Raw genomic sequence first — 20,538 nt, 5'->3', positions numbered from 1 at the left:
AAAGGTAATATCTATGTCTGGTAAAATGACTGGTCTGGTAAAATGGTTCAACGCTGATAAAGGTTTCGGCTTCATCACTCCTGACGATGGCTCTAAAGACGTGTTCGTACACTTCTCTGCTATCCAGAACGATGGCTACAAATCTCTGGACGAAGGTCAGAAAGTTTCCTTCACCATCGAAAGCGGCGCTAAAGGCCCAGCAGCTGGTAACGTTGTAAGCCTGTAAGCTTCCAACTCAGCTAAAAGAATTTAAAAACCCGCCTCTGGCGGGTTTTTTTCGTTTAGGGTTTGGCCTGCGGATTCACGCAGTTTTTATCGACCTTGCCCTGCAGGGCGTCGATCAGGTTGTCCACCGCACAGGCTGCCATGTTGTAGCGCGTCTCGTGCGTCGCAGAGCCAATATGTGGCAGCGCCACCACGTTAGGCATCTTCAGCAGCTCTGAGCTGGCCGGCAGCGGCTCCTGCTCGAACACGTCCAGCCCTGCGGCGTGGATCTCACCGTTTTTCAGCGCTGCAATCAGCGCCTGCTCATCCACCACCGGCCCACGACCCGCATTAATAAAGATGGCGGACTTCTTCATCTTCTCAAACTGCGCTTTGCCCATCAGATGATGCGTCTCATCGGTCAGGGGCAGGATCAGGCAGACAAAGTCTGCTTCCTGTAACAGCGTGTCCAGATCGCAGTGGCGGGCGTTGAAACGCTCCTCGGCCTCTTTATGCTGGCGACGTGCGTTGTAGAGGATCGGCATGTTGAAACCGAAGTGGGCGCGCTGCGCCAGCGCCAGGCCGATGCGGCCCATCCCGACGATACCCAGCGTTTTGCCGTGCACGTCGGTGCCGAACCAGTCCGGGCCGATGCTTTTGGTCCATTCCCCGGCCTTAACGCGTTCGGCCACTTCCACCACCCGACGCGCGCTGCTGAGCACCAGCGCCATCAGCGTATCGGCCACGGTTTCGGTCAGTACGGTTGGCGTGTGCATCAGCAGGACGTTACGGGCATTCAGCGCATCGACGTCGAAGTTGTCATAGCCCACGGAAATAGTGGAGGTTGCACGAAGCGCCGGCATTTTCTCCAGCAGCGCGGCATCCACTTTTTCGCTGGAGCCAAGCAGCCCGACGGCACCGGCGAACGCGTCAGCGTGTTGCTGCACCGTCTCCGGGCTCAGGTTGTTGACCCGGGTAACGGTGAAATGATCTTCAAGGCGCTGCTGTAACGCATCAGGCAGGGCTTTGTACAAAATGACGGACGGCTTCATGCTAATCTCCGTTGATTTTAAAAGGGTTCAGGCGTGGCGTGCGCCGACGGGAAGGTTCTGATTATTAGCAGGCTTAACAATTAAAGTAAGCCACACTGAGGCAAAAAGCGCCACCCCCATAAAGATGTACGAGGCCGACGGGCTGCCGGTTGCGCCATTCAGATAACCCACGAACCATGAACCAAAGAACGAGCCCAGCGCCCCCATGCTGTTGATCAGCGCCATCGCGCCGCCCGCCACGTTACGCGGCAGCATTTCCGGGATGATGGCAAAGAACGGACCATAAGGGGCGTACATTGCGGCACCGGCGATCACCAGCAGCGTATAGGAAACCCAGAAGTGGTTTGCGCCCACCGCCCAGGAACCGATAAAGGCGCAGGCAGCAATTAACAGCAGCGGCCAGACGAACAGCTTACGGTTTTGCAGTTTATCCGATGCCCAGGAGACCACGATCATGGCGATGGTCGCGGCCAGATACGGCACGGATGACAGCCAGCCTACCTCGACCATACCGAGGTTATCGCCCGCGCTACGGATGATGGAAGGCAGCCACAGAACAAAACCGTAAACCCCGATGCTCCAGGTGAAGTACTGCATGCACAGCAGCACCACGTTGCGTGACCGGAAGGCTTCGCCGTAGTTGCGCACCGCTTTCAGCCCCTGCTGCTCTTTATCCAGCTGCGCCTGCAGGGCCGCTTTTTCATCTTCAGAGAGCCATTTGGCCTGTGCCGGTTTGTCTTTCACCAGCACCCACCAGCAGAAGGCCCAGATCACCGCCGGAACGCCCTCAATAATGAACATTTCGCGCCAGCCGAAGGACTGGATCAGATACCCGGAGACTACCGACATCCACAGCACCGTGACCGGGTTACCGAGAATAAGGAAGGTATTGGCGCGCGAGCGTTCGGATTTGGTAAACCAGTTGCTGATGTAGATCAGCATCGCGGGCATAACGGCCGCTTCCACCACGCCGAGAATAAAGCGAATGGCCGCCAGCGCCGGGATGTTATTCACTACCCCGGTGAGTGACGCACAGGCCCCCCAGAGGATCAGGCAAACGAAGATCAGTTTGCGCACGCTGCGGCGTTCGGCGTAAATCGCGCCGGGGATCTGGAAGAAGAAATAGCCGAGGAAGAACAGGGCGCCCAGCAGCGAGGAGACGCCTTTAGTGATCCCCAGATCTTCGGTGATGCCTGCGGCGGACGCGAAGCTGAAGTTCGCGCGGTCGAGATACGCCAGGCTGTACGTGATGAACACGACAGGCATGATGTACCACCAGCGTTTTACTGCATTTGTTGCACTGTTCATAGGCTTGCCTCTGTGGTTGAGGGAGTAACCGCCGCTGTCTGTAGGGTACAGGGTGGCTTAATTATGTTGCGGGGAGTTATTCCCCTAGCTGTTCCCGGGTGGGTAATCCTTCGCTGTCGCCCTGAACCTGGATCGCCAGCGAGCCGATGATATTGCCGCGAGTGATAGCCTGATGGAGCGTTTTCCCCTCCAGCAGGGCGCTGACCACGCCAACGGCAAAGCCATCTCCCGCGCCGACGGTATCGACGACGTTTTCGATCTTCACCGCCGCTACGGCTCCTTGCTCACCGTTGGCGGTTTTAAACCAGGCGCCGTCGGCCCCGGTCTTCAGGATCACCGCCTTCACGCCCCGGTTCAGGTAAAAATCCGCGATCGCTTCCGGCGTCTTTTCCCCGGTCAGGATCTGGCCCTCTTTCACGCCGGGTAATACCCAGTCGGCCTGGAAGGCGAGGTGGTTCAGCTTTTCCACCATCTCCGCTTCGCTTTTCCACAGCACCGGGCGCAGGTTCGGGTCGAATGAAATGGTCTTACCCGCGGCCTTCATGGCGCCCGCAGCGTGATCGAGCAACGCGTATGAGCTGGCAGACAGCGCCGCCGCCACGCCGCTCAGATGCAGATGCCTTGCCGCGGTAAACCAGATGGGATTGAAATCCTCTACCGACAGGTGGCTGGCCGCCGAGCCTTTGCGGAAGTACTCCACAATGGGATCGGTTCCATCGGTGACTTTCGATTTGAGCTGGAAGCCCGTCGGATACCGGTCGTCCAGGGTCACGCCTGCGGTTTCGATCCCCTCTTTTTTCAGGGTGTCGAGCACAAACTGACCGAAGCTGTCATTGCCCACGCGGCTCACCCAGCCCACCTTCAGGCCAAGGCGCGCCAGCCCGGTGGCAACATTCAGTTCGGCACCGGCAACGCGCTTGATAAAGTGGTCGACGGCACTGAGTTCGCCGGTCTTGGTGGCGACAAACATGGCCATGGCTTCGCCAATGGTGATGACATCCAGAGCGTGCGGCATGGGATTACTCCTCGCGCAGTAAATTGACGTAGTGACGGGTGACAGCCGTCAGGTCTGGTCCTTCCAGCGGGAATTCGATTCCGCGCGGGGCGTCGGAGGGGAGCTGATCCAGCAGCGCCTGCCAGCGGGCATCATCGTTATCCGGCGGCACGGCACGATACTGTTGCTGATGGGGAACGGCGGCTTTAACGTGGATATAGCTCACCGCAGGCGCCAGATGCTTCGCGGCCTCCTCCGGAGATTCACCTACCCACAGCCAGTTGCCCATATCAAAGGTCAGCGTGACCGGCAGATTCATCACCCGGCACGCCGCCTTGAAACGCTGCATCGGGGCCAGTTGGCCGCAGCGCGTCTGGTCGTTTTCCACCACCAGCGTCATGCCGGTTTCATCGAGCAGGGCGCGCAGCGCATCGAGCTGCTGCTTATCGCTGAAGTGGCCGAGAGAGACTTTCAGCCACAGGGCGTTGAGTGTCGCGGCTTCGGCAAGGTAGCGGGGCAGCATGGGATTGAGGGTGCCGTCCGGGGTAAAGAGGGCATCGGGAGCGGAGTAGCAGGCCAGCAGACCGAGCAGTTCAATAGATCCGGCAAGCGTAGGGAGGGACGCCAGTTCGGCGTCGCTGAATAACTCCCGGCGGATCTCGACCCCGTCGGCACCCGCGCCGGCGATCACGTGCAGCATGGCGCGCTGGCCACCTGCTTCACGTACCTTGTCAGCGCCATACGCGGCGGTGACAACAATAATTTTTCTGCCCATTGGCGGACTCCATCACGTAGCTGATACTCTTTACGCTAGATGGAACCGGTTCCAAAGAAAAGTTCAGGATGCTGGATTTATGATCGCCATCACGAAGGGGACTTAACGCGCCGTGGAACCGCGCACGATCAGTTCGCCGGAGAAGACCTGCTCGCGCACGGCCTCATCGGCACCGTTGATCCGGCGGACTACCTGCTCGACGGCGGCAAAGCCAATCTGCCAGGTGGGCTGTTTGAGGGTGGTAATGCCCACGCCTGCCAGCTCGGCCCACTCCAGCTCGTCAAAGCCCAGCAGACCGATGTCGCTGCCCCAGTGCAGGCCAATGCGCTTCAGCGAACGGGCGATCTGTAGCGTTAACGCGCCGTTAGCGGAGATGACCGCCTTGCGCATCCCGCGATGGCGGGTGTGAAACTGGCGCAGGGCGTTGTCCAGTTGCTCAGACTCGTGAAGGGGGATTTCGACGTTTTCAGCAACCACGCCGGCATAGCGGGCCAGGGTGGTGCGAAAGGCGCTCAGGCGCTCGCGGCGGGTATTCACCATTCCCAGCGGCTCGCTCAGGAACAGGATCGCTTCAAAGCCCTGTTCAATCAGGTGCTCGGTGGCGGTAGTGGCGGCCTGAGTGTTATCCAGTCCCACCACATCGCAGGCGAAATCGGGGATTTTGCGATCAATCAGCACCATCGGCAGGGCGGACTGTTGCAGGCGGTTCAGCCCCTCCTCGCGCATCCCCACTGCGTTGACCACGATGCCCTCCACCTGATAGCTGCGCAGCAGATCGAGGTAGTGCAGCTCCTGATCGACTTCGTTGTTGGTATTACACACCAGCGGGGTGAATCCTTTTTCCCGGCAGGCGGCTTCGATGCCGCTAAGGACATTAACGGAGTAGGGATTAGTGATATCGGCGATGATAAGCCCAATAAGACGGGTGCGGCCATGCTTCAGACCCCGGGCCATCAGGCTCGGGCGGTAGTCGAGTTCGGCAATAGCGTGTTCAATACGGGCCAGTAGCGCGTCGGAAAGCAGGTGTTTTTCGCCGTTGAGATAACGGGAGATGCTGGTTTTACCGGTTTTCGCGGCTTTCGCCACGTCGCTGATGGTGGGCCGTGTTGATTTACTCATCGCTGATTTCCTTGCTATTGGTGCGTACACCTTAGCGCGAAAATGCCCGGTGGCGCTACGCTTACCGGGCCTACGGAGTCAGAGCGAGATTTTCCAGGCCGGGTAAGGCGAAGCCGCCACCCGGCAATAAACTTACTGCACCGGGCTTAAGGTGATCTCAACGCGGCGGTTCTGCGCTTTGCCTTCCGCCGTGCTGTTGCTGGCGATTGGGTTCGCCGGGCCCATGCCGCTGGTGCGGATGCGGGTCGCCGCGACGTTCTGGGTGATCAGCGCGCTGGCTACCGCGTCCGCACGCTGCTGGGAGAGACGCATGTTCAGATCCTGGCTGCCGGTGCTGTCGGTATAACCCAGCACGTTCACCGCGGTTTTTGCGTACTCTTTCAACACCATCGCCACGCCGGTCAGGGTGTTGGCACCCGCCGGTTTCAGCGTTGCGCTGTTGCTGTCGAAGGTGACGTTATTCGGCATATTCAGAATGATGTTGTCGCCGCTACGGGTGACGCTCACGCCGGTACCCTGCATTTTGTCGCGCAGCTTCGCTTCCTGCACGTCCATGTAATAACCGGCACCGCCGCCCAGCGCTGCGCCTGCTGCGGCACCAATCAGGGCGCCTTTACCGCGATCTTTTTTCGAGGAGGAGAGGACACCTACACCTGCGCCTACCAGGGAGCCGATGCCTGCGCCAATGCCTGATTTACCCGCTTCGCGTTCGCCGGTGTATGGGTTGGTGGTGCAGCCTGAAACAACCAGTGCGCCGCTGACTACGGCGGCAATCATAAGTGCGCTTTTTTTCATCTTCTTTCCTTAAGCTTTTTTATTCTTTGCCACGACGGGCGTGGCGGTTGATTATGACGTGCAGTTACGGAGAAAATTCCGGGGATAACTCTTAAATTTGTGTCAAATCATAAACAGTCTCAATGAAGGCTGAGAAAACCTGCAACCGGCAATCCAGGAGCACACGCTGTGACCACTTCTACAAAAACCATTCTGACGGCAGCCCACTGGGGGCCCATGCTGGTCGAAACCGACGGCGATACGGTGATCTCATCCCGTGGCGCGTTGCCGACGCAGCACCCTAACTCCCTGCAAACCGCAGTGCGCGACCAGGTGCACAGCAAAGCCCGCGTGCGCTGGCCGATGGTCCGTAAGGGCTTTTTGGCGTCGCCGGATAATCCACAGGGCGTGCGTGGGCAGGATGAGTTTGTGCGCGTCAGCTGGGATCAGGCGCTGGATCTTATCGACGCGCAGCACAAACGTATTCGTGAGAACTATGGTCCGTCGTCCATTTTTGCCGGGTCGTATGGCTGGCGCTCGAACGGCGTGCTGCACAAGGCCGCGACCCTGCTTCAGCGCTATATGAGCCTGGCGGGCGGCTACACCGGTCATCTGGGGGATTATTCCACCGGTGCGGCACAGGCCATCATGCCTTATGTGGTGGGCGGCAACGAGGTGTACCAGCAGCAGACCAGCTGGCCGCTGGTGCTGGAGCACAGCGACGTGGTGGTGCTGTGGAGTGCCAACCCGCTTAACACCCTGAAAATTGCCTGGAACGCCAGCGATGAGCAGGGGATCCCGTACTTCGACGCGCTGCGTAAAAGCGGCAAGCGCCTGATCTGTATCGATCCGATGCGCTCCGAAACCATGGATTTCTTTGGCGAGAGCGCCGAGTGGATCGCCCCGCATATGGGCACTGATGTGGCGATGATGCTCGGTATCGCCCATACGCTGGTGGAGAACGGCTGGCAGGACGAGGAATTCCTCGCGCGCTGTACCAGCGGTTATGAAAAATTTGCCGACTACCTGACCGGGGAAACGGATGGTGTCGCCAAAACCGCCGATTGGGCTGCCGACATCTGCGGCGTTCCGGCAGCGAAAATTCGTGAACTGGCAGCGTTGTTCCACAGCAATACCACCATGCTGATGTCCGGCTGGGGGATGCAGCGCCAGCAGTTTGGCGAGCAGAAACACTGGATGCTGGTCACCCTCGCGGCGATGCTCGGTCAGATCGGCACCCCGGGCGGCGGCTTTGGTCTTTCGTACCACTTTGCCAACGGCGGAAACCCGACGCGGCGCGCGGCGGTGCTGGCCTCCATGCAGGGCTCGGTCAAGGGCGGGACGGACGCGGTGGATAAATTCCCGGTCGCTCGCATCGTGGAGGCGCTGGAAAACCCGGGCGGCTTCTATCAGCACAACGGGCTGGATCGCCACTTCCCGGACATTCGCTTCGTCTGGTGGGCGGGCGGCGCCAACTTTACCCATCACCAGGACACTAATCGTCTGATCCGCGCCTGGCAAAAGCCGGAGCTGGTGGTGATCTCCGAGTGCTTCTGGACCGCGGCGGCGAAGCATGCCGATATCGTGCTGCCAGCCACCACCTCGTTTGAACGTAACGACATGACCATGACCGGCGACTACAGCAACCAGCATATGGTGCCGATGAAGCGGGTCGTGCCGCCGCGCGATGAAGCGCGTGACGATCTTGAGGTATTTGCCGAGCTGAGCGAGCGCTGGGAGCAGGGCGGCGGCGAGCGCTTTACCGAGGGCAAAACCGATCTGGAGTGGCTTGAGACCTTTTATCAGATCGCCGGGCAGCGCGGCGCGGCACAGGGGGTGACGCTGGCACCCTTTGCCGAATTCTGGGAAGCCAATGCCATCGTTGAAATGCCGGAGTCTGACGAGAACGCGAAGTTCGTGCGCTTCGCTGATTTCCGTCGCGATCCTGTGAGCCATCCGCTGAAAACCGAGAGCGGCAAAATTGTGATCCACTCCGAGCGTATCGCCAGCTACCAGTATGCCGACTGTCCGCCGCACCCGATGTGGCTGGAGCCGGACGAGTGGCATGGCAACGCCGAGCCGGAGCAGCTGCAGATCCTGTCTGCTCACCCGGCGCACCGTCTGCACAGCCAGCTGAACTACTCCTCACTGCGCGAGCAGTATGCAGTGGCCGGGCGCGAGCCGGTGACGCTACACCCGGATGATGCCAAAGCGCGCGGCATTGCCGATGGCGACGTGGTGCGCGTCTGGAACCATCGCGGTCAGGTGCTGGCCGGGGCGGTGGTCAGCGATGGCATCAAGCCGGGCGTGATCTGCATTCATCAGGGGGCGTGGCCGGACCTGGATGCTGAAAATGGCGGAATTTGTAAGAACGGGGCGGTCAACGTGCTGACCAAAGATCTCCCCAGCTCGAAGCTGGGGAACGGCTGTGCGGGAAATACCGCGCTGGCGTGGCTGGAAAAATATCAGGGGCCGACGCTTACGCTGACGGCGTTTGATCCGCCTGCCAGCTCATAAGCCAGGTCGGGTGTTGAGTATCTTCCTGCCAGGCGCTGTCTTCAATCCGAAAGCCCTGAGCATGGTAGAAATTCACCGCCCGGCTGTTCTTCTGGTAAACCTCCAGGCTTAACGACGGGTAGCGCTGCTGCACATGGTGGATCAGCGCATGCCCGATCCCCTTTCCGGCATACGCCGGATCGACAAAGAGCGCGCCGACAAAGGCTGACTCCATCACGCTGATGAAGCCCCGAAGCTGGCCTTCCTCTTCCCACACCCAGGTCTCTGCCGACGGCAGATAGACTTCCCGCACGACCGCCTCGCTCTCCTGCCAGTACTGCGCATCAATAAACGGGTGGGCGACGGTGGTGCTCTCCAGCCAGAGGGTCAGCAGAGGTTCGACATCGTCACTGAGCCATTTGCGGATCATGTTGACCTCCAGGATGACAGTGGCAGGCGGTGACGTGATCGTTAACCAGCCCGCAGGCCTGCATAAAGGAGTAACAGATGGTGGTGCCGACGAACTTAAAGCCGCGCTTTTTCAGCGCTTTCGACAGGGCATCAGAGGCGGGCGTAGAGGTGGGGATCTCTGCCAGCGTTGCCACCTGGGTCACCTGCGGGGTGTTATCGACGAAGGACCAGACGAAATCACAGAACCGCTCGCCGTTCTCTTCCATCGCCAGGTAAGCCCGGGCGTTGCCGATAATGGCCTCGATTTTGCCGCGATGGCGGATAATGCCTGCATCCAGCACTAACCTGTCGACGTCCGCAGTGGTCATCCCGGCGACAAGAACCGGATCGAACCGGTGGAAGGCCTGGCGATAGTTTTCCCGTTTCTTAAGCACGGTGATCCAGGATAATCCGGCCTGCTGGCCCTCAAGGCAGATCATCTCAAACAAATTCTTTCCGTCAGTTTCCGGCACGCCCCACTCCTTATCGTGATAGGCGATGTAGAGCGGATCCTGGCTAACCCAGCCACAACGTTGCATCGGTTCTCTCCCTTGTTGCTCCTGAAATTACAAAAATTTCAATCGACCCGGCTTGACGTGTCACCTAAAGAGACAATAGTTAATACAGGCTGATACGCAACATTCTTCATGTAGCCGCGTAGCCTCACTATAAACAATCACAAATATCGCCGAATTCGGCTCTTCTCTGGAGTCGCTTTGATGATTATAAAAAAAATAAGTGGCCGCCATGCCGTAACCGGTCTGGTGAGTTTCTTGGCCTGTCTGCTGACAGGCAACACAGCAAATGCCTGGCAACAGGAATATATCGTTTCGGATACAAAAAGTAATACCACTGAGCGTTATACATGGGATGACGATCACCAACCGCGTTACGAGGATATTCTCAAAGAGCGGATCCTCTCTTCACAGAATATGCCCGGTCTGGCGCTGAATTTGCCCGATTCGTCACCGGCAGAGGCGACCAGCACGATGAGCGTGGGCTGGAGTATTCCCGTTGCCCGCCGTTTCACCACCGGACCGGTTGCCGCCTGGCATTACGATGGCTCCACGCCCAATATGTACAACGAGTTTGGCGACAGCGTGAACACGCAGTCGCTCACCGACCCGCTGTGGCATGCCAGCGTGAGTACGCTGGGCTGGCGCGTCGATACGCGACTGGGAGATGTGCGGCCCTGGGCGCAAATCAGCTATAACCAGCAGTTCGGCGATAACCAGTGGAAGATGCAGTCCGGGTTGGGGCGCCTGGCACCCTCAACGCAGTACGGCAACTGGATGGATGTCACCGTCGGGGCCGATATGCTGATCAACCCGTATATGGCGGCCTATGCTTCGATGTCGCAGGCCGAAAACATGTCCACCGGAGAAGATTATCTCTATACCCTCGGCGTCAGCGCGAGGTTCTGAAACCCGTGGATGAATGACCTGAGCGACTCCGGGTTCATCTTTTTCGGGGCGGGTTCAGACAGCAGTCCAGGTCATTCATTCCTGATTTTCGGCATTTCATTCCGGCACCTCTGCATTTCATGCCGTTTTACCCCTGCTCATGTAGGGTTTTGGTTATCGTTGTCAGCAGTGAATTTCCCTTTTTTCTGCTGCAGGACAACTGCCATGAATACCTCAAATTACAACCGCACCCGCTGGCTGACCCTTATCGGCACCATCGTGACCCAGTTTGCCCTGGGTTCAGTCTACACCTGGAGTCTGTTTAACAGCGCCCTCTCCGATAAACTCGATGCCCCGGTCAGCCAGGTCGCCTTCTCCTTTGGCTTGCTGAGCCTGGGTCTGGCGCTCTCATCTTCCATTGCCGGTAAATTACAGGAACGCTTCGGCGTGAAGCGCGTCACTATGGCTTCCGGAATTTTGCTGGGGGTCGGCTTCTTCCTGACCGCCCACTCCAGCAACCTGATGATGCTGTGGCTGAGCGCCGGGGTGCTGGTGGGGCTGGCGGATGGCGCTGGCTACCTGTTAACCCTGTCGAACTGCGTGAAATGGTTTCCGGAGCGTAAGGGGCTGATATCCGCCTTCGCCATTGGCTCTTATGGTCTCGGCAGCCTGGGCTTTAAGTTTATCGACAGCCATCTGCTGGCCACCGTCGGTCTGGAAAAGACCTTCATGATCTGGGGCGCTATCGTGCTGGTGATGATCCTGTTCGGGGCCACGCTGATGAAAGATGCCCCACAGCAGGAAGTTAAATCCGTTAACGGCGTGGTTGAGAATGACTTCACCCTGGCCCAGTCCATGCGTAAACCACAGTACTGGATGCTGGCGGTGATGTTCCTGACCGCCTGCATGAGTGGTCTGTATGTGATTGGCGTGGCGAAAGATATCGCTCAGGGGATGGTGAAACTGGATGCCGCAACGGCGGCCAACGCGGTCACCATTATCTCTATCGCCAACCTCTCTGGCCGCCTGGTGCTGGGGATCCTCTCCGATAAGATTGCCCGTATCCGCGTAATTACTCTCGGCCAGGTGGTGTCGCTGGTAGGCATGGCGGCGCTATTATTCGCCCCGCTCAACGAAGTGACCTTCTTCGCCGCTATCGCCTGCGTCGCGTTTAACTTCGGCGGCACCATTACCGTATTCCCGTCGCTGGTAAGTGAATTCTTCGGCCTGAATAACCTGGCGAAAAACTACGGCGTTATTTATTTAGGCTTTGGTATCGGCAGTATTTGCGGTTCGCTTATTGCTTCGCTGTTTGGCGGCTTTTATGTCACCTTCTGCGTTATATTCGCCCTGCTAATCCTCTCCCTGGCGCTTTCCACCACTATTCGCCAGCCGCAGCGCGAAATATTTAAAGAAGCGCATGCCTGATTGAAACTCCCTCTAAAGGCCGGATATTCCGGCCTTTTTTGTTTCTTCGGGAGGCAAAGAACAGGCCGCAGGTATGTCATCGGACTTGTTTTTTTGTAAATATTTGCAGGGATCACATTCTCTATTGCCACTTTTTCTTTTCCCTGTGGTCTACTTACCGCGCTTAAAGACGTTTCCGATAACGATCCCCTGAGCAATGAAATACTCTGTTCACTTTTTGACCAGGAGTGGAGCGGCTCTACTTTACCTTTTTCCAGGTTGCATTAATGAAATATATCAAAGCGATGACGCAACAAAAGCTCAGCTTTTTGCTCGCGTTGTACATCGGTCTGTTTATGAATGGCGCGGTTTTTTTCCGTCGGTTTGATGGTTATGCGCAAGATTTTACCGCCTGGAAAGGAGTCGCTGCGGTCGTTGAACTGGTGGGCACTGTGCTGGTCACCTTCTTTTTGCTGCGTCTGCTGTCGCTGTTTGGACGGCGTATCTGGCGCGTACTCGCCACGCTGGTAGTGTTGTGCTCGGCGGGTGCCAGCTATTACATGACCTTTATGAACGTGGTGATTGGCTACGGCATTATTGCCTCGGTCATGACCACGGATATCGACCTCTCGAAAGAAGTGGTCGGTATACACTTTATTCTCTGGCTGGTTTGCGTCAGCATCCTGCCGCTGCTGCTTATCTGGAACAACCGCTGCCGCTATACGTTATTGCGCCAGTTGCGTACCCCAGGGCAGCGCATCCGCAGCGCCGCGGTCGTGGTACTGGCGGGATTAATGGTCTGGGGACCCATCCGGCTGTTGGATTTGCAGCAGAAGAACGTTGAGCGTACCTCCGGCGTGGATATGCCGAGCTACGGCGGCGTGGTGGCAAACTCCTATCTGCCGTCCAACTGGATCTCCGCGCTGGGATTATATGCCTGGGCGCAGGTGGATGAGTCCTCCGATAATAAATCGCTGATGAACCCGGCGAAGAAATTCACCTATCAGGCGCCGTCTGATATCGACGATACCTACGTGATTTTCATTATTGGCGAAACCACGCGCTGGGATCATATGGGTATTCTGGGCTATGAGCGGGATACCACTCCGAAGCTGGCGCAGGAGAAAAACCTTGTCGCCTTCCGCGGGTATTCCTGTGATACCGCCACCAAGCTCTCGTTGCGCTGTATGTTCGTGCGCGAGGGCGGGGCGAGCGATAACCCGCAGCGGACGCTGAAAGAGCAGAACGTCTTCTCGGTACTGCGTCAGCTGGGCTTTAGCTCCGACCTCTACGCGATGCAAAGCGAGATGTGGTTCTACAGCAACACCATGGCCAACAACATCGCCTACCGTGAGCAGATTGGCGCCGAGCCGCGTAACCGCGGTAAGAGCGTGGACGACATGCTGCTGATCGACGAGATGCAACGCTCCCTGCAGAGCAACCAGGATGGTAAGCATATGATCATCCTACATACCAAAGGGTCGCACTTTAACTACACCCAGCGTTATCCGCGCAGCTTTGCCAAATGGACGCCGGAGTGTAAGGGCGTGGATAAAGACTGCAGCAAAGCGCAGCTGATCAACTCCTACGACAACTCAGTGACCTATGTGGATCACTTTATCGATAGCGTGATTGACCAGGTGCGCGATAAGAAGGCGATTGTCTTCTACGCCGCCGACCACGGTGAGTCGATTAACGAGAAAGAGCACCTGCACGGTACGCCGCGCAAGATGGCACCGCCGGAGCAGTTCCGCGTGCCGATGATGGTGTGGATGTCCGACAAGTATCTGGAGAACCCGGATAAAGCCAAAATGTTCGCCCATCTTAAAGAGCAGGCGGATATGAAAGTGGCACGGCGTCATGTTGAGCTGTACGACACCATTCTCGGTTGCCTCGGTTATACCTCGCCAGACGGCGGGATTAACGAGAATAACAACTGGTGTAAAGTGCCGGACGGCGCTGCGAAAGCCGCAAAGTAACAGGCCTGGCGACTTTATAGCCGATCGAAAGGCTTTTGCAAAATAAGGGATTGACGGAGACAGAGCGTAGCAGTAAGATGCGCTCCGCATTCGGCGAGTAGCGCAGCTTGGTAGCGCAACTGGTTTGGGACCAGTGGGTCGGAGGTTCGAATCCTCTCTCGCCGACCACATTCGAAAACCCCGCTCTTTGAGCGGGGTTTTTTGCATTTATTGTCCGCAGAAATCCATCGCATTAAAGCCTTATCTTTACAGACTTATCAAAACACGGCCTACCTCTCGTTCACCCTGCCTGTTAACCATTATGTGACATATTCCATTGTATTTTTTTATCTTTAGATTGATCTTTTTTCGCGTTGCTTATGGATAACCTCAGCATTTTCCCCTGTGCGTTTTAACGTTCATGGTATTTAGTGCGCAGATAATCGCCATTCTGTAAGAAAATTTACCCCGGTTGAATAAATGTTAATCACTGGTTGTAGCAGATTGCGTAGAGAGTTGTGCTGCGTCATGGCGGGTGGCATAAATTTCCCTGCTGAAAATACGCTCCGGTAGTTTTTTTAATCTTTGTTTGCCAATTCTCACACTTAGCGTAAATCCCCGTCACCTGTATTGACGTTTTCACATTCTGTTGACAGATTGTAGGGCACGAGGGGCACTTCAGGGAGGATCTGCGCTGCAACTCAGTCGCTCTTCTGAAAGGAATCTCCATCCCTTATAACGCCTCAGGGCAACACCGACCGGACCGGGTAAAAAATAAATTAAAGGTCAGGCGGAGTAACACAACAAAAAACATCACATTGGAGCAGAATAACAATGAGTATTTCCTTGAAGAAGTCAGGGATGCTGAAGCTTGGTCTGAGCCTGGTGGCTATGACCGTCGCAGCAGGCGTACAGGCAAAAACCCTGGTCTACTGTTCTGAAGGCTCGCCGGAAGGCTTTAACCCACAGCTCTTTACCTCTGGTACGACGTACGACGCAAGCTCTGTACCTATCTATAACCGTCTGGTTGAATTCAAAACCGGCACCACGGAAGTTATTCCAGGTCTGGCTGAGAAGTGGGAAGTCAGCGAAGACGGTAAAACCTATACCTTCCACCTGCGTCAGGGCGTGAAGTGGCAGGACAGCAAAGAGTTCAAACCAACGCGCGATCTGAATGCAGACGACGTGGTGTTCTCCTTCGACCGTCAGAAGAATGCCCAGAACCCGTACCACAAAGTCTCTGGCGGCAGCTATGAGTACTTCGAAGGGATGGGCCTGCCAGACCTGATCAGCGAAATCAAAAAAGTGGACGACAACACCGTTCAGTTCGTGCTGACTCGTCCTGAAGCACCGTTCCTGGCTGACCTGGCCATGGACTTCGCCTCTATTCTGTCGAAAGAATATGCCGACAACATGCTGAAAGCCGGCACGCCGGAGAAAGTGGACCTGAACCCGGTTGGTACCGGTCCGTTCCAGCTGCTGCAGTATCAGAAAGACTCCCGCATTCTGTACAAAGCGTTCGAAGGTTACTGGGGCACCAAGCCGCAGATCGACCGTCTGGTCTTCTCCATCACGCCTGACGCCTCCGTGCGTTACGCCAAGCTGCAGAAGAACGAGTGCCAGGTAATGCCGTACCCGAACCCGGCTGATATCGCGCGCATGAAGCAGGACAAAAACATCAACCTGCTGGAGCAGGCGGGTCTGAACGTCGGCTACCTCTCTTTCAACACCGAGAAAAAACCGTTTGATGATGTGAAAGTGCGTCAGGCGCTGACCTACGCGGTCAACAAAGAAGCGATCATCAAGGCCGTTTATCAGGGCGCAGGTGTTGCCGCGAAGAACCTGATCCCACCAACAATGTGGGGCTACAACGACGACGTTAAGGATTACACCTATGACGTTGAGAAAGCGAAAGCACTGCTGAAAGAAGCGGGCCAGGATAAAGGCTTTACCGTTGAGCTGTGGGCAATGCCAGTACAGCGTCCTTACAACCCGAACGCACGCCGTATGGCCGAGATGGTTCAGGCTGACTGGGCGAAAATCGGCGTTCAGGCCAAGATCGTGACCTACGAGTGGGGCGAGTACCTGAAGCGTGCTAAAGCAGGCGAGCACCAGGCGGTCATGATGGGCTGGACTGGCGACAATGGGGATCCGGATAACTTCTTCGCAACCCTGTTCAGTTGTGCAGCGGCGAAAGACGGTTCTAACTACTCTCGCTGGTGCTACAAGCCGTTCGAAGATCTGATTCAGCCGGCACGTGCTGCAGAAGATCACAACAAGCGTATCGAACTGTACAAACAGGCTCAGGTTGTCATGCATGAACAGGCACCAGCGCTGATCGTGGCTCACTCAACCGTGTACGAGCCAGTGCGTAAAGAAGTTAAAGGCTATGTGGTTGATCCACTGGGCAAACACCACTTCGAAAACGTTTCTGTTGAATAATTAAAAGCAATGCCAGGCGGCGCTGCGCTTGCACTGGCCTACGGAATGTAGGCCGGGTAAGCGTAGCGCAACCCGGCAGCAGTGCTTTATTCCCTCTCTGAAAGGGGAGGGAATAAGATTTGTGAGCAATACAGACGTCGCGCCTCCAGGCGTACGTCATTAGAGAGAATCCGGGTTATGTTGCAGTTCATCCTCCGACGTCTGGGACTTGTTATCCCCACGTTTATCGGTATCACCCTTCTCACCTTTGCCTTCGTCCATATGATCCCCGGTGACCCGGTAATGATTATGGCGGGCGAGCGTGGTATTTCTCCTGAACGTCATGCGCAGCTGTTAGCCGAACTGGGGCTGGATAAGCCTATGTGGCAGCAGTATCTCCACTATATCTGGGGCGTGTTGCATGGTGATTTAGGTATTTCGCTGAAAAGCCGTCTGCCGGTGTGGGAAGAGTTCGTACCACGATTTAAAGCAACGCTGGAACTCGGTGTCTGCGCCATTATTTTTGCCGTCTCCGTGGGTATTCCGGTGGGCGTGCTGGCTGCGGTGAAACGTGGCTCTATCTTTGATCATACCGCCGTTGGCTTGGCGCTGACCGGTTACTCCATGCCTATCTTCTGGTGGGGCATGATGCTGATCATGCTGGTGTCGGTGCAGTGGAACCTGACCCCGGTGTCCGGGCGCGTCAGTGATATGGTCTTCCTTGATGACACCAACCCGCTGACCGGCTTTATGCTGATCGACACGGCTATCTGGGGTGAAGAGGGCAACTTTATCGATGCGCTGGCGCATATGATCCTGCCTGCCATGGTGCTCGGTACGATCCCGTTGGCGGTTATCGTGCGTATGACCCGTTCGTCGATGCTGGAAGTGCTGGGCGAGGATTATATCCGTACCGCCCGCGCCAAAGGTCTGACCCGCATGCGGGTGATCATCGTTCATGCCCTGCGTAACGCCATGCTGCCGGTAGTAACGGTTATCGGCCTGCAGGTAGGGACGTTGCTGGCAGGGGCGATCCTGACCGAAACCATCTTCTCCTGGCCGGGCCTGGGGCGCTGGCTGATTGACGCCCTGCAACGCCGTGATTATCCGGTGGTGCAGGGCGGTGTACTGCTGGTGGCGACGATGATTATTCTCGTCAACCTGCTGGTCGATTTGCTGTACGGCGTGGTGAACCCGCGTATTCGTCATAAGAAGTAAGGGGCCATCATGTCACAAGTATCTGAAAATAAAGTGGTCGCTGCACCGGTGCCAATGACGCCGCTGCAGGAGTTCTGGCACTACTTCAAACGCAACAAAGGCGCGGTAGTGGGGCTGGTGTATGTTGTCATCATGATCTTGATCGCGGTGTTCGCGAACTTTCTTGCGCCGTACAACCCGGCGGAGCAGTTCCGTGATGCGCTGCTTGCACCACCTGCATGGCAGGACGGCGGTACCCTGACGCATCTGCTGGGTACTGACGATGTAGGCCGTGATGTGCTGTCCCGTCTGATGTATGGCGCGCGTCTTTCGCTGCTGGTGGGCTGCCTGGTAGTGGTACTGTCCCTGATTATGGGGGTGGTGCTCGGTCTGGTGGCTGGCTACTTCGGCGGTGTGGTGGATAACATCATTATGCGTGTTGTCGACATCATGCTGGCGCTGCCAAGCCTGCTGCTGGCACTGGTGCTGGTGGCGGTCTTTGGGCCGTCAATCGGCAACGCCGCCCTGGCCCTGACGTTCGTGGCGCTTCCTCACTACGTGCGATTAACGCGTGCGGCGGTGCTGGTGGAAGTGAACCGTGACTACGTGACCGCCTCTCGCGTGGCGGGTGCGGGCGCGATGCGCCAGATGTTCGTCAATATTCTTCCAAACTGCCTTGCGCCGCTGATTGTTCAGGCGTCGCTCGGTTTCTCTAACGCCATTCTCGATATGGCCGCTCTTGGCTTCCTTGGCATGGGTGCGCAGCCGCCAACACCGGAGTGGGGCACCATGCTCTCCGATGTGTTGCAGTTCGCGCAAAGCGCCTGGTGGGTTGTGACCTTCCCGGGTCTGGCGATCCTCCTGACGGTGCTGGCATTTAACCTGATGGGTGATGGTCTGCGTGATGCACTTGATCCCAAACTGAAGCAGTAAGAGGCACGAGATGGCGTTATTAAATGTAGATAAATTATCGGTGCACTTCGGTGACGTGGGCTCCGAGTTTCGCGCCGTAGATCGGGTTAGCTACAGCGTAAATCAGGGTGAAGTTGTCGGCATCGTGGGCGAGTCAGGTTCCGGTAAATCGGTAAGCTCTCTGGCGATCATGGGGCTGATTGATTACCCTGGCCGCGTAATGGCGGAAAGCCTGGAGTTCAACGGCCAGGATCTGAAGCGGATCTCTGAAAAAGAGCGTCGCAACCTGGTTGGCGCCGAAGTGGCGATGATCTTCCAGGATCCGATGACCAGCCTCAACCCATGCTACACCGTCGGTTTCCAGATTATGGAAGCAATTAAGGTGCATCAGGGTGGGAATAAGAAAACCCGTCGTCAGCGGGCAATCGACCTGCTGACCCAGGTAGGTATTCCTGACCCGGCCTCGCGTCTGGATGTCTATCCGCACCAGCTGTCCGGTGGGATGAGCCAGCGCGTTATGATCGCCATGGCCATTGCCTGTCGTCCGAAGCTGCTGATTGCCGATGAACCGACGACCGCGCTGGATGTGACCATTCAGGCGCAGATCATCGAGCTGCTGCTGGAGCTGCAGCAGAAAGAGAACATGGCGCTGATCCTGATCACCCATGACCTGGCGTTAGTGGCCGAAGCGGCGCATAAAATCATCGTGATGTATGCCGGGCAGGTAGTGGAAACCGGCAGCTCGCACGATATCTTCCGCGCACCGCGCCATCCTTATACTCAGGCGCTCCTGCGCGCGCTGCCGGAGTTTGCCCAGGACAAGGCGCGTCTGGCGTCACTGCCGGGCGTGGTACCGGGTAAATACGACCGCCCGACCGGCTGTCTGCTGAACCCGCGCTGCCCGTATGCCACGGACAAATGTCGCATCGATGAGCCGGATCTTTATACCCTCAACGATGGCCGTCAGTCTAAATGCCACTACCCACTCGATGACGCCGGGAGGCCCACACTATGAGTTCGCAAGAGGCCACCATGCAACAGCCGCTGTTGCAGGCTATCGATCTGAAAAAACACTACCCGGTCAAGAAGGGGCTGTTTGCTCCGGAACGCCTGGTGAAAGCGCTGGATGGCGTCTCCTTTACTCTGGAGCGCGGCAAAACGCTGGCGGTGGTGGGGGAGTCCGGCTGCGGGAAATCCACCCTGGGCCGTCTGCTGACCATGATTGAAACCCCGACCGGGGGCGAGCTGTACTATCAGGGGCAGGATCTGCTCAAGCACGATCCTGACGCGCAGAAACTGCGTCGCCAGAAAATCCAGATTGTGTTCCAGAACCCGTATGGTTCCCTGAACCCGCGTAAGAAAGTGGGGCAGATTCTGGAGGAGCCGCTGCAGATCAACTCCACGTTGAGCAAAGAGCAGCGTCGCGAGAAGGCGCTGGCGATGATGGCGAAAGTGGGGCTCAAGACCGAACACTACGATCGCTATCCGCACATGTTCTCCGGCGGTCAGCGTCAGCGTATTGCTATCGCCCGTGGTCTGATGCTCGACCCGGATGTGGTGATCGCCGATGAACCGGTCTCCGCGCTCGACGTTTCCGTCCGTGCGCAGGTGCTGAACCTGATGATGGATCTGCAGCAGGATTTAGGCCTGTCGTATGTCTTCATCTCCCATGACCTGTCGGTGGTGGAGCACATTGCCGATGAAGTGATGGTGATGTATCTGGGCCGCTGCGTGGAGAAGGGGACGAAAGATCAGATCTTTAATAACCCGCGCCATCCTTATACGCAGGCGCTGCTCTCTGCGACACCGCGCCTGAACCCGGATGAACGTCGGGAGCGTATTAAGCTGACCGGCGAGCTGCCAAGCCCGCTCAACCCGCCGCCGGGCTGTGCTTTCAACGCCCGCTGCCGTCGTCGTTTTGGGCCGTGCACCCAGCTGCAACCGCAGTTAAAAGACTACGGCGGTCAACTGGTGGCCTGCTTCGCCGTCGATCAGGATGAAAACGGCGAGAAGCCCCTGGCGTAAGTCATAAAAAAACCGGCGATAAGCCGGTTTTTTTATTGGGGCG

General features: G+C 57.1%; 18 protein-coding genes and 1 tRNA gene. 11 read left to right on the top strand and 8 right to left on the bottom strand.

Annotated features, from left to right (window positions below; translation table 11 throughout):
- Nucleotides 1-13: 13 nt before the first annotated feature.
- Entirely contained in the window at nt 14-226 is a 213-nt protein-coding gene (cspA, locus tag LRS40_RS06000; RefSeq protein WP_032615822.1) for an RNA chaperone/antiterminator CspA, read from the top strand.
- Between the two features lie 55 nt (nt 227-281).
- Here the strand turns inward: cspA and ghrB are convergent, their stop codons facing one another.
- From ghrB to LRS40_RS05970, 6 genes are all read right to left on the bottom strand, one after another.
- Nucleotides 282-1,256, bottom strand: coding sequence for a glyoxylate/hydroxypyruvate reductase GhrB (gene ghrB, locus LRS40_RS05995; protein WP_142487785.1), 975 nt, complete (start codon nt 1,254-1,256; stop codon nt 282-284).
- A gap of 27 nt (nt 1,257-1,283) precedes the next feature.
- Entirely contained in the window at nt 1,284-2,564 is a 1,281-nt protein-coding gene (locus LRS40_RS05990) for an MFS transporter (protein WP_142487786.1), read from the bottom strand.
- 76 nt (nt 2,565-2,640) lie between these two features.
- Nucleotides 2,641-3,579, bottom strand: a complete 939-nt coding sequence (locus LRS40_RS05985) for a sugar kinase (protein ID WP_231313316.1) — start codon at nt 3,577-3,579, stop codon at nt 2,641-2,643.
- A 4-nt stretch (nt 3,580-3,583) separates the two neighbouring features.
- A complete protein-coding gene (locus tag LRS40_RS05980) occupies nt 3,584-4,333 on the bottom strand; it encodes a sugar phosphate isomerase/epimerase (RefSeq protein ID WP_231313315.1) in 750 nt (249 codons plus the stop codon).
- Nucleotides 4,334-4,435: 102 nt separating this feature from the next.
- Nucleotides 4,436-5,452 (bottom strand): substrate-binding domain-containing protein, encoded by a 1,017-nt coding sequence (locus LRS40_RS05975; protein WP_142487789.1) that lies wholly within the window; start codon nt 5,450-5,452, stop codon nt 4,436-4,438.
- Between the two features lie 132 nt (nt 5,453-5,584).
- Nucleotides 5,585-6,247 (bottom strand): OmpA family lipoprotein, encoded by a 663-nt coding sequence (locus LRS40_RS05970; protein ID WP_231313314.1) that lies wholly within the window; start codon nt 6,245-6,247, stop codon nt 5,585-5,587.
- Nucleotides 6,248-6,415: 168 nt separating this feature from the next.
- Between LRS40_RS05970 and LRS40_RS05965 the strand changes: the two genes are divergently transcribed.
- Nucleotides 6,416-8,743 carry a molybdopterin guanine dinucleotide-containing S/N-oxide reductase gene (locus LRS40_RS05965; RefSeq protein WP_370649940.1) on the top strand — a complete coding sequence of 776 codons (2,328 nt, stop codon included), beginning with the start codon at nt 6,416-6,418 and terminating at the stop codon, nt 8,741-8,743.
- Here LRS40_RS05965 and LRS40_RS05960 read toward each other — a convergent pair.
- Both LRS40_RS05960 and tag read right to left on the bottom strand, forming a co-directional pair.
- Nucleotides 8,706-9,152 (bottom strand): N-acetyltransferase, encoded by a 447-nt coding sequence (locus tag LRS40_RS05960; protein ID WP_142487792.1) that lies wholly within the window; start codon nt 9,150-9,152, stop codon nt 8,706-8,708. The two genes, LRS40_RS05965 and LRS40_RS05960, sit on opposite strands and share 38 nt — an antisense overlap.
- Nucleotides 9,130-9,711 (bottom strand): DNA-3-methyladenine glycosylase I, encoded by a 582-nt coding sequence (gene tag / locus LRS40_RS05955; RefSeq protein WP_231313313.1) that lies wholly within the window; start codon nt 9,709-9,711, stop codon nt 9,130-9,132. Before tag ends, LRS40_RS05960 begins: the two co-directional genes overlap by 23 nt.
- Before the next feature lie 180 nt (nt 9,712-9,891).
- Between tag and LRS40_RS05950 the strand changes: the two genes are divergently transcribed.
- From LRS40_RS05950 to dppF, 9 genes are all read left to right on the top strand, one after another.
- Complete coding sequence (locus LRS40_RS05950) at nt 9,892-10,596, top strand: autotransporter domain-containing protein (RefSeq protein WP_142487794.1); 705 nt, start codon at nt 9,892-9,894, stop codon at nt 10,594-10,596.
- 204 nt (nt 10,597-10,800) lie between these two features.
- Entirely contained in the window at nt 10,801-12,003 is a 1,203-nt protein-coding gene (locus LRS40_RS05945) for an MFS transporter (RefSeq protein ID WP_231313312.1), read from the top strand.
- Between the two features lie 266 nt (nt 12,004-12,269).
- Complete coding sequence (eptB, locus tag LRS40_RS05940; RefSeq protein WP_231313311.1) at nt 12,270-13,961, top strand: kdo(2)-lipid A phosphoethanolamine 7''-transferase; 1,692 nt, start codon at nt 12,270-12,272, stop codon at nt 13,959-13,961.
- Between the two features lie 91 nt (nt 13,962-14,052).
- Nucleotides 14,053-14,129 (top strand) — tRNA-Pro (locus tag LRS40_RS05935).
- A gap of 645 nt (nt 14,130-14,774) precedes the next feature.
- The gene (gene dppA, locus LRS40_RS05930) at nt 14,775-16,382 is read left to right on the top strand and encodes a dipeptide ABC transporter periplasmic-binding protein DppA (RefSeq protein WP_142487797.1); all 1,608 of its coding nucleotides are present in this window, start codon (nt 14,775-14,777) and stop codon (nt 16,380-16,382) included.
- A 177-nt stretch (nt 16,383-16,559) separates the two neighbouring features.
- The gene (gene dppB, locus LRS40_RS05925; RefSeq protein ID WP_231313310.1) at nt 16,560-17,579 is read left to right on the top strand and encodes a dipeptide ABC transporter permease DppB; all 1,020 of its coding nucleotides are present in this window, start codon (nt 16,560-16,562) and stop codon (nt 17,577-17,579) included.
- A 9-nt stretch (nt 17,580-17,588) separates the two neighbouring features.
- The gene (gene dppC / locus LRS40_RS05920; RefSeq protein ID WP_142487799.1) at nt 17,589-18,491 is read left to right on the top strand and encodes a dipeptide ABC transporter permease DppC; all 903 of its coding nucleotides are present in this window, start codon (nt 17,589-17,591) and stop codon (nt 18,489-18,491) included.
- A gap of 10 nt (nt 18,492-18,501) precedes the next feature.
- The gene (dppD, locus tag LRS40_RS05915) at nt 18,502-19,485 is read left to right on the top strand and encodes a dipeptide ABC transporter ATP-binding protein (protein WP_142487800.1); all 984 of its coding nucleotides are present in this window, start codon (nt 18,502-18,504) and stop codon (nt 19,483-19,485) included.
- A complete protein-coding gene (gene dppF / locus LRS40_RS05910) occupies nt 19,482-20,495 on the top strand; it encodes a dipeptide ABC transporter ATP-binding subunit DppF (protein WP_142487801.1) in 1,014 nt (337 codons plus the stop codon). Before dppD ends, dppF begins: the two co-directional genes overlap by 4 nt.
- The last annotated feature ends 43 nt before the right edge of the window (nt 20,496-20,538 follow it).

Origin of the sequence: Leclercia sp. G3L (genome assembly GCF_021117075.1) — a bacterium.
In the GTDB taxonomy this organism is placed as follows: Bacteria; Pseudomonadota; Gammaproteobacteria; order Enterobacterales; family Enterobacteriaceae; genus Enterobacter; species Enterobacter adecarboxylatus_C.
This window is presented reverse-complemented; position numbering and strand designations above follow the sequence as displayed.

Excerpts from the sequence above, each read along its gene's own strand:
- LRS40_RS05945 (WP_231313312.1), top strand. The coding sequence starts at position 10,801 with ATGAATACCTCAAATTACAACCGCACCCGCTGGCTGACCCTTATCGGC.
- ghrB (WP_142487785.1), bottom strand. The coding sequence starts at position 1,256 with ATGAAGCCGTCCGTCATTTTGTACAAAGCCCTGCCTGATGCGTTACAG.
- dppC (WP_142487799.1), top strand. The coding sequence starts at position 17,589 with ATGTCACAAGTATCTGAAAATAAAGTGGTCGCTGCACCGGTGCCAATG.
- LRS40_RS05980 (WP_231313315.1), bottom strand. The coding sequence starts at position 4,333 with ATGGGCAGAAAAATTATTGTTGTCACCGCCGCGTATGGCGCTGACAAG.
- LRS40_RS05985 (WP_231313316.1), bottom strand. The coding sequence starts at position 3,579 with ATGCCGCACGCTCTGGATGTCATCACCATTGGCGAAGCCATGGCCATG.
- LRS40_RS05975 (WP_142487789.1), bottom strand. The coding sequence starts at position 5,452 with ATGAGTAAATCAACACGGCCCACCATCAGCGACGTGGCGAAAGCCGCG.
- tag (WP_231313313.1), bottom strand. The coding sequence starts at position 9,711 with ATGCAACGTTGTGGCTGGGTTAGCCAGGATCCGCTCTACATCGCCTAT.
- LRS40_RS05990 (WP_142487786.1), bottom strand. The coding sequence starts at position 2,564 with ATGAACAGTGCAACAAATGCAGTAAAACGCTGGTGGTACATCATGCCT.
- LRS40_RS05960 (WP_142487792.1), bottom strand. The coding sequence starts at position 9,152 with ATGATCCGCAAATGGCTCAGTGACGATGTCGAACCTCTGCTGACCCTC.
- LRS40_RS05970 (WP_231313314.1), bottom strand. The coding sequence starts at position 6,247 with ATGAAAAAAAGCGCACTTATGATTGCCGCCGTAGTCAGCGGCGCACTG.
- LRS40_RS05950 (WP_142487794.1), top strand. The coding sequence starts at position 9,892 with ATGATTATAAAAAAAATAAGTGGCCGCCATGCCGTAACCGGTCTGGTG.
- dppA (WP_142487797.1), top strand. The coding sequence starts at position 14,775 with ATGAGTATTTCCTTGAAGAAGTCAGGGATGCTGAAGCTTGGTCTGAGC.
- dppD (WP_142487800.1), top strand. The coding sequence starts at position 18,502 with ATGGCGTTATTAAATGTAGATAAATTATCGGTGCACTTCGGTGACGTG.
- cspA (WP_032615822.1), top strand. The coding sequence starts at position 14 with ATGTCTGGTAAAATGACTGGTCTGGTAAAATGGTTCAACGCTGATAAA.
- dppB (WP_231313310.1), top strand. The coding sequence starts at position 16,560 with ATGTTGCAGTTCATCCTCCGACGTCTGGGACTTGTTATCCCCACGTTT.
- dppF (WP_142487801.1), top strand. The coding sequence starts at position 19,482 with ATGAGTTCGCAAGAGGCCACCATGCAACAGCCGCTGTTGCAGGCTATC.
- eptB (WP_231313311.1), top strand. The coding sequence starts at position 12,270 with ATGAAATATATCAAAGCGATGACGCAACAAAAGCTCAGCTTTTTGCTC.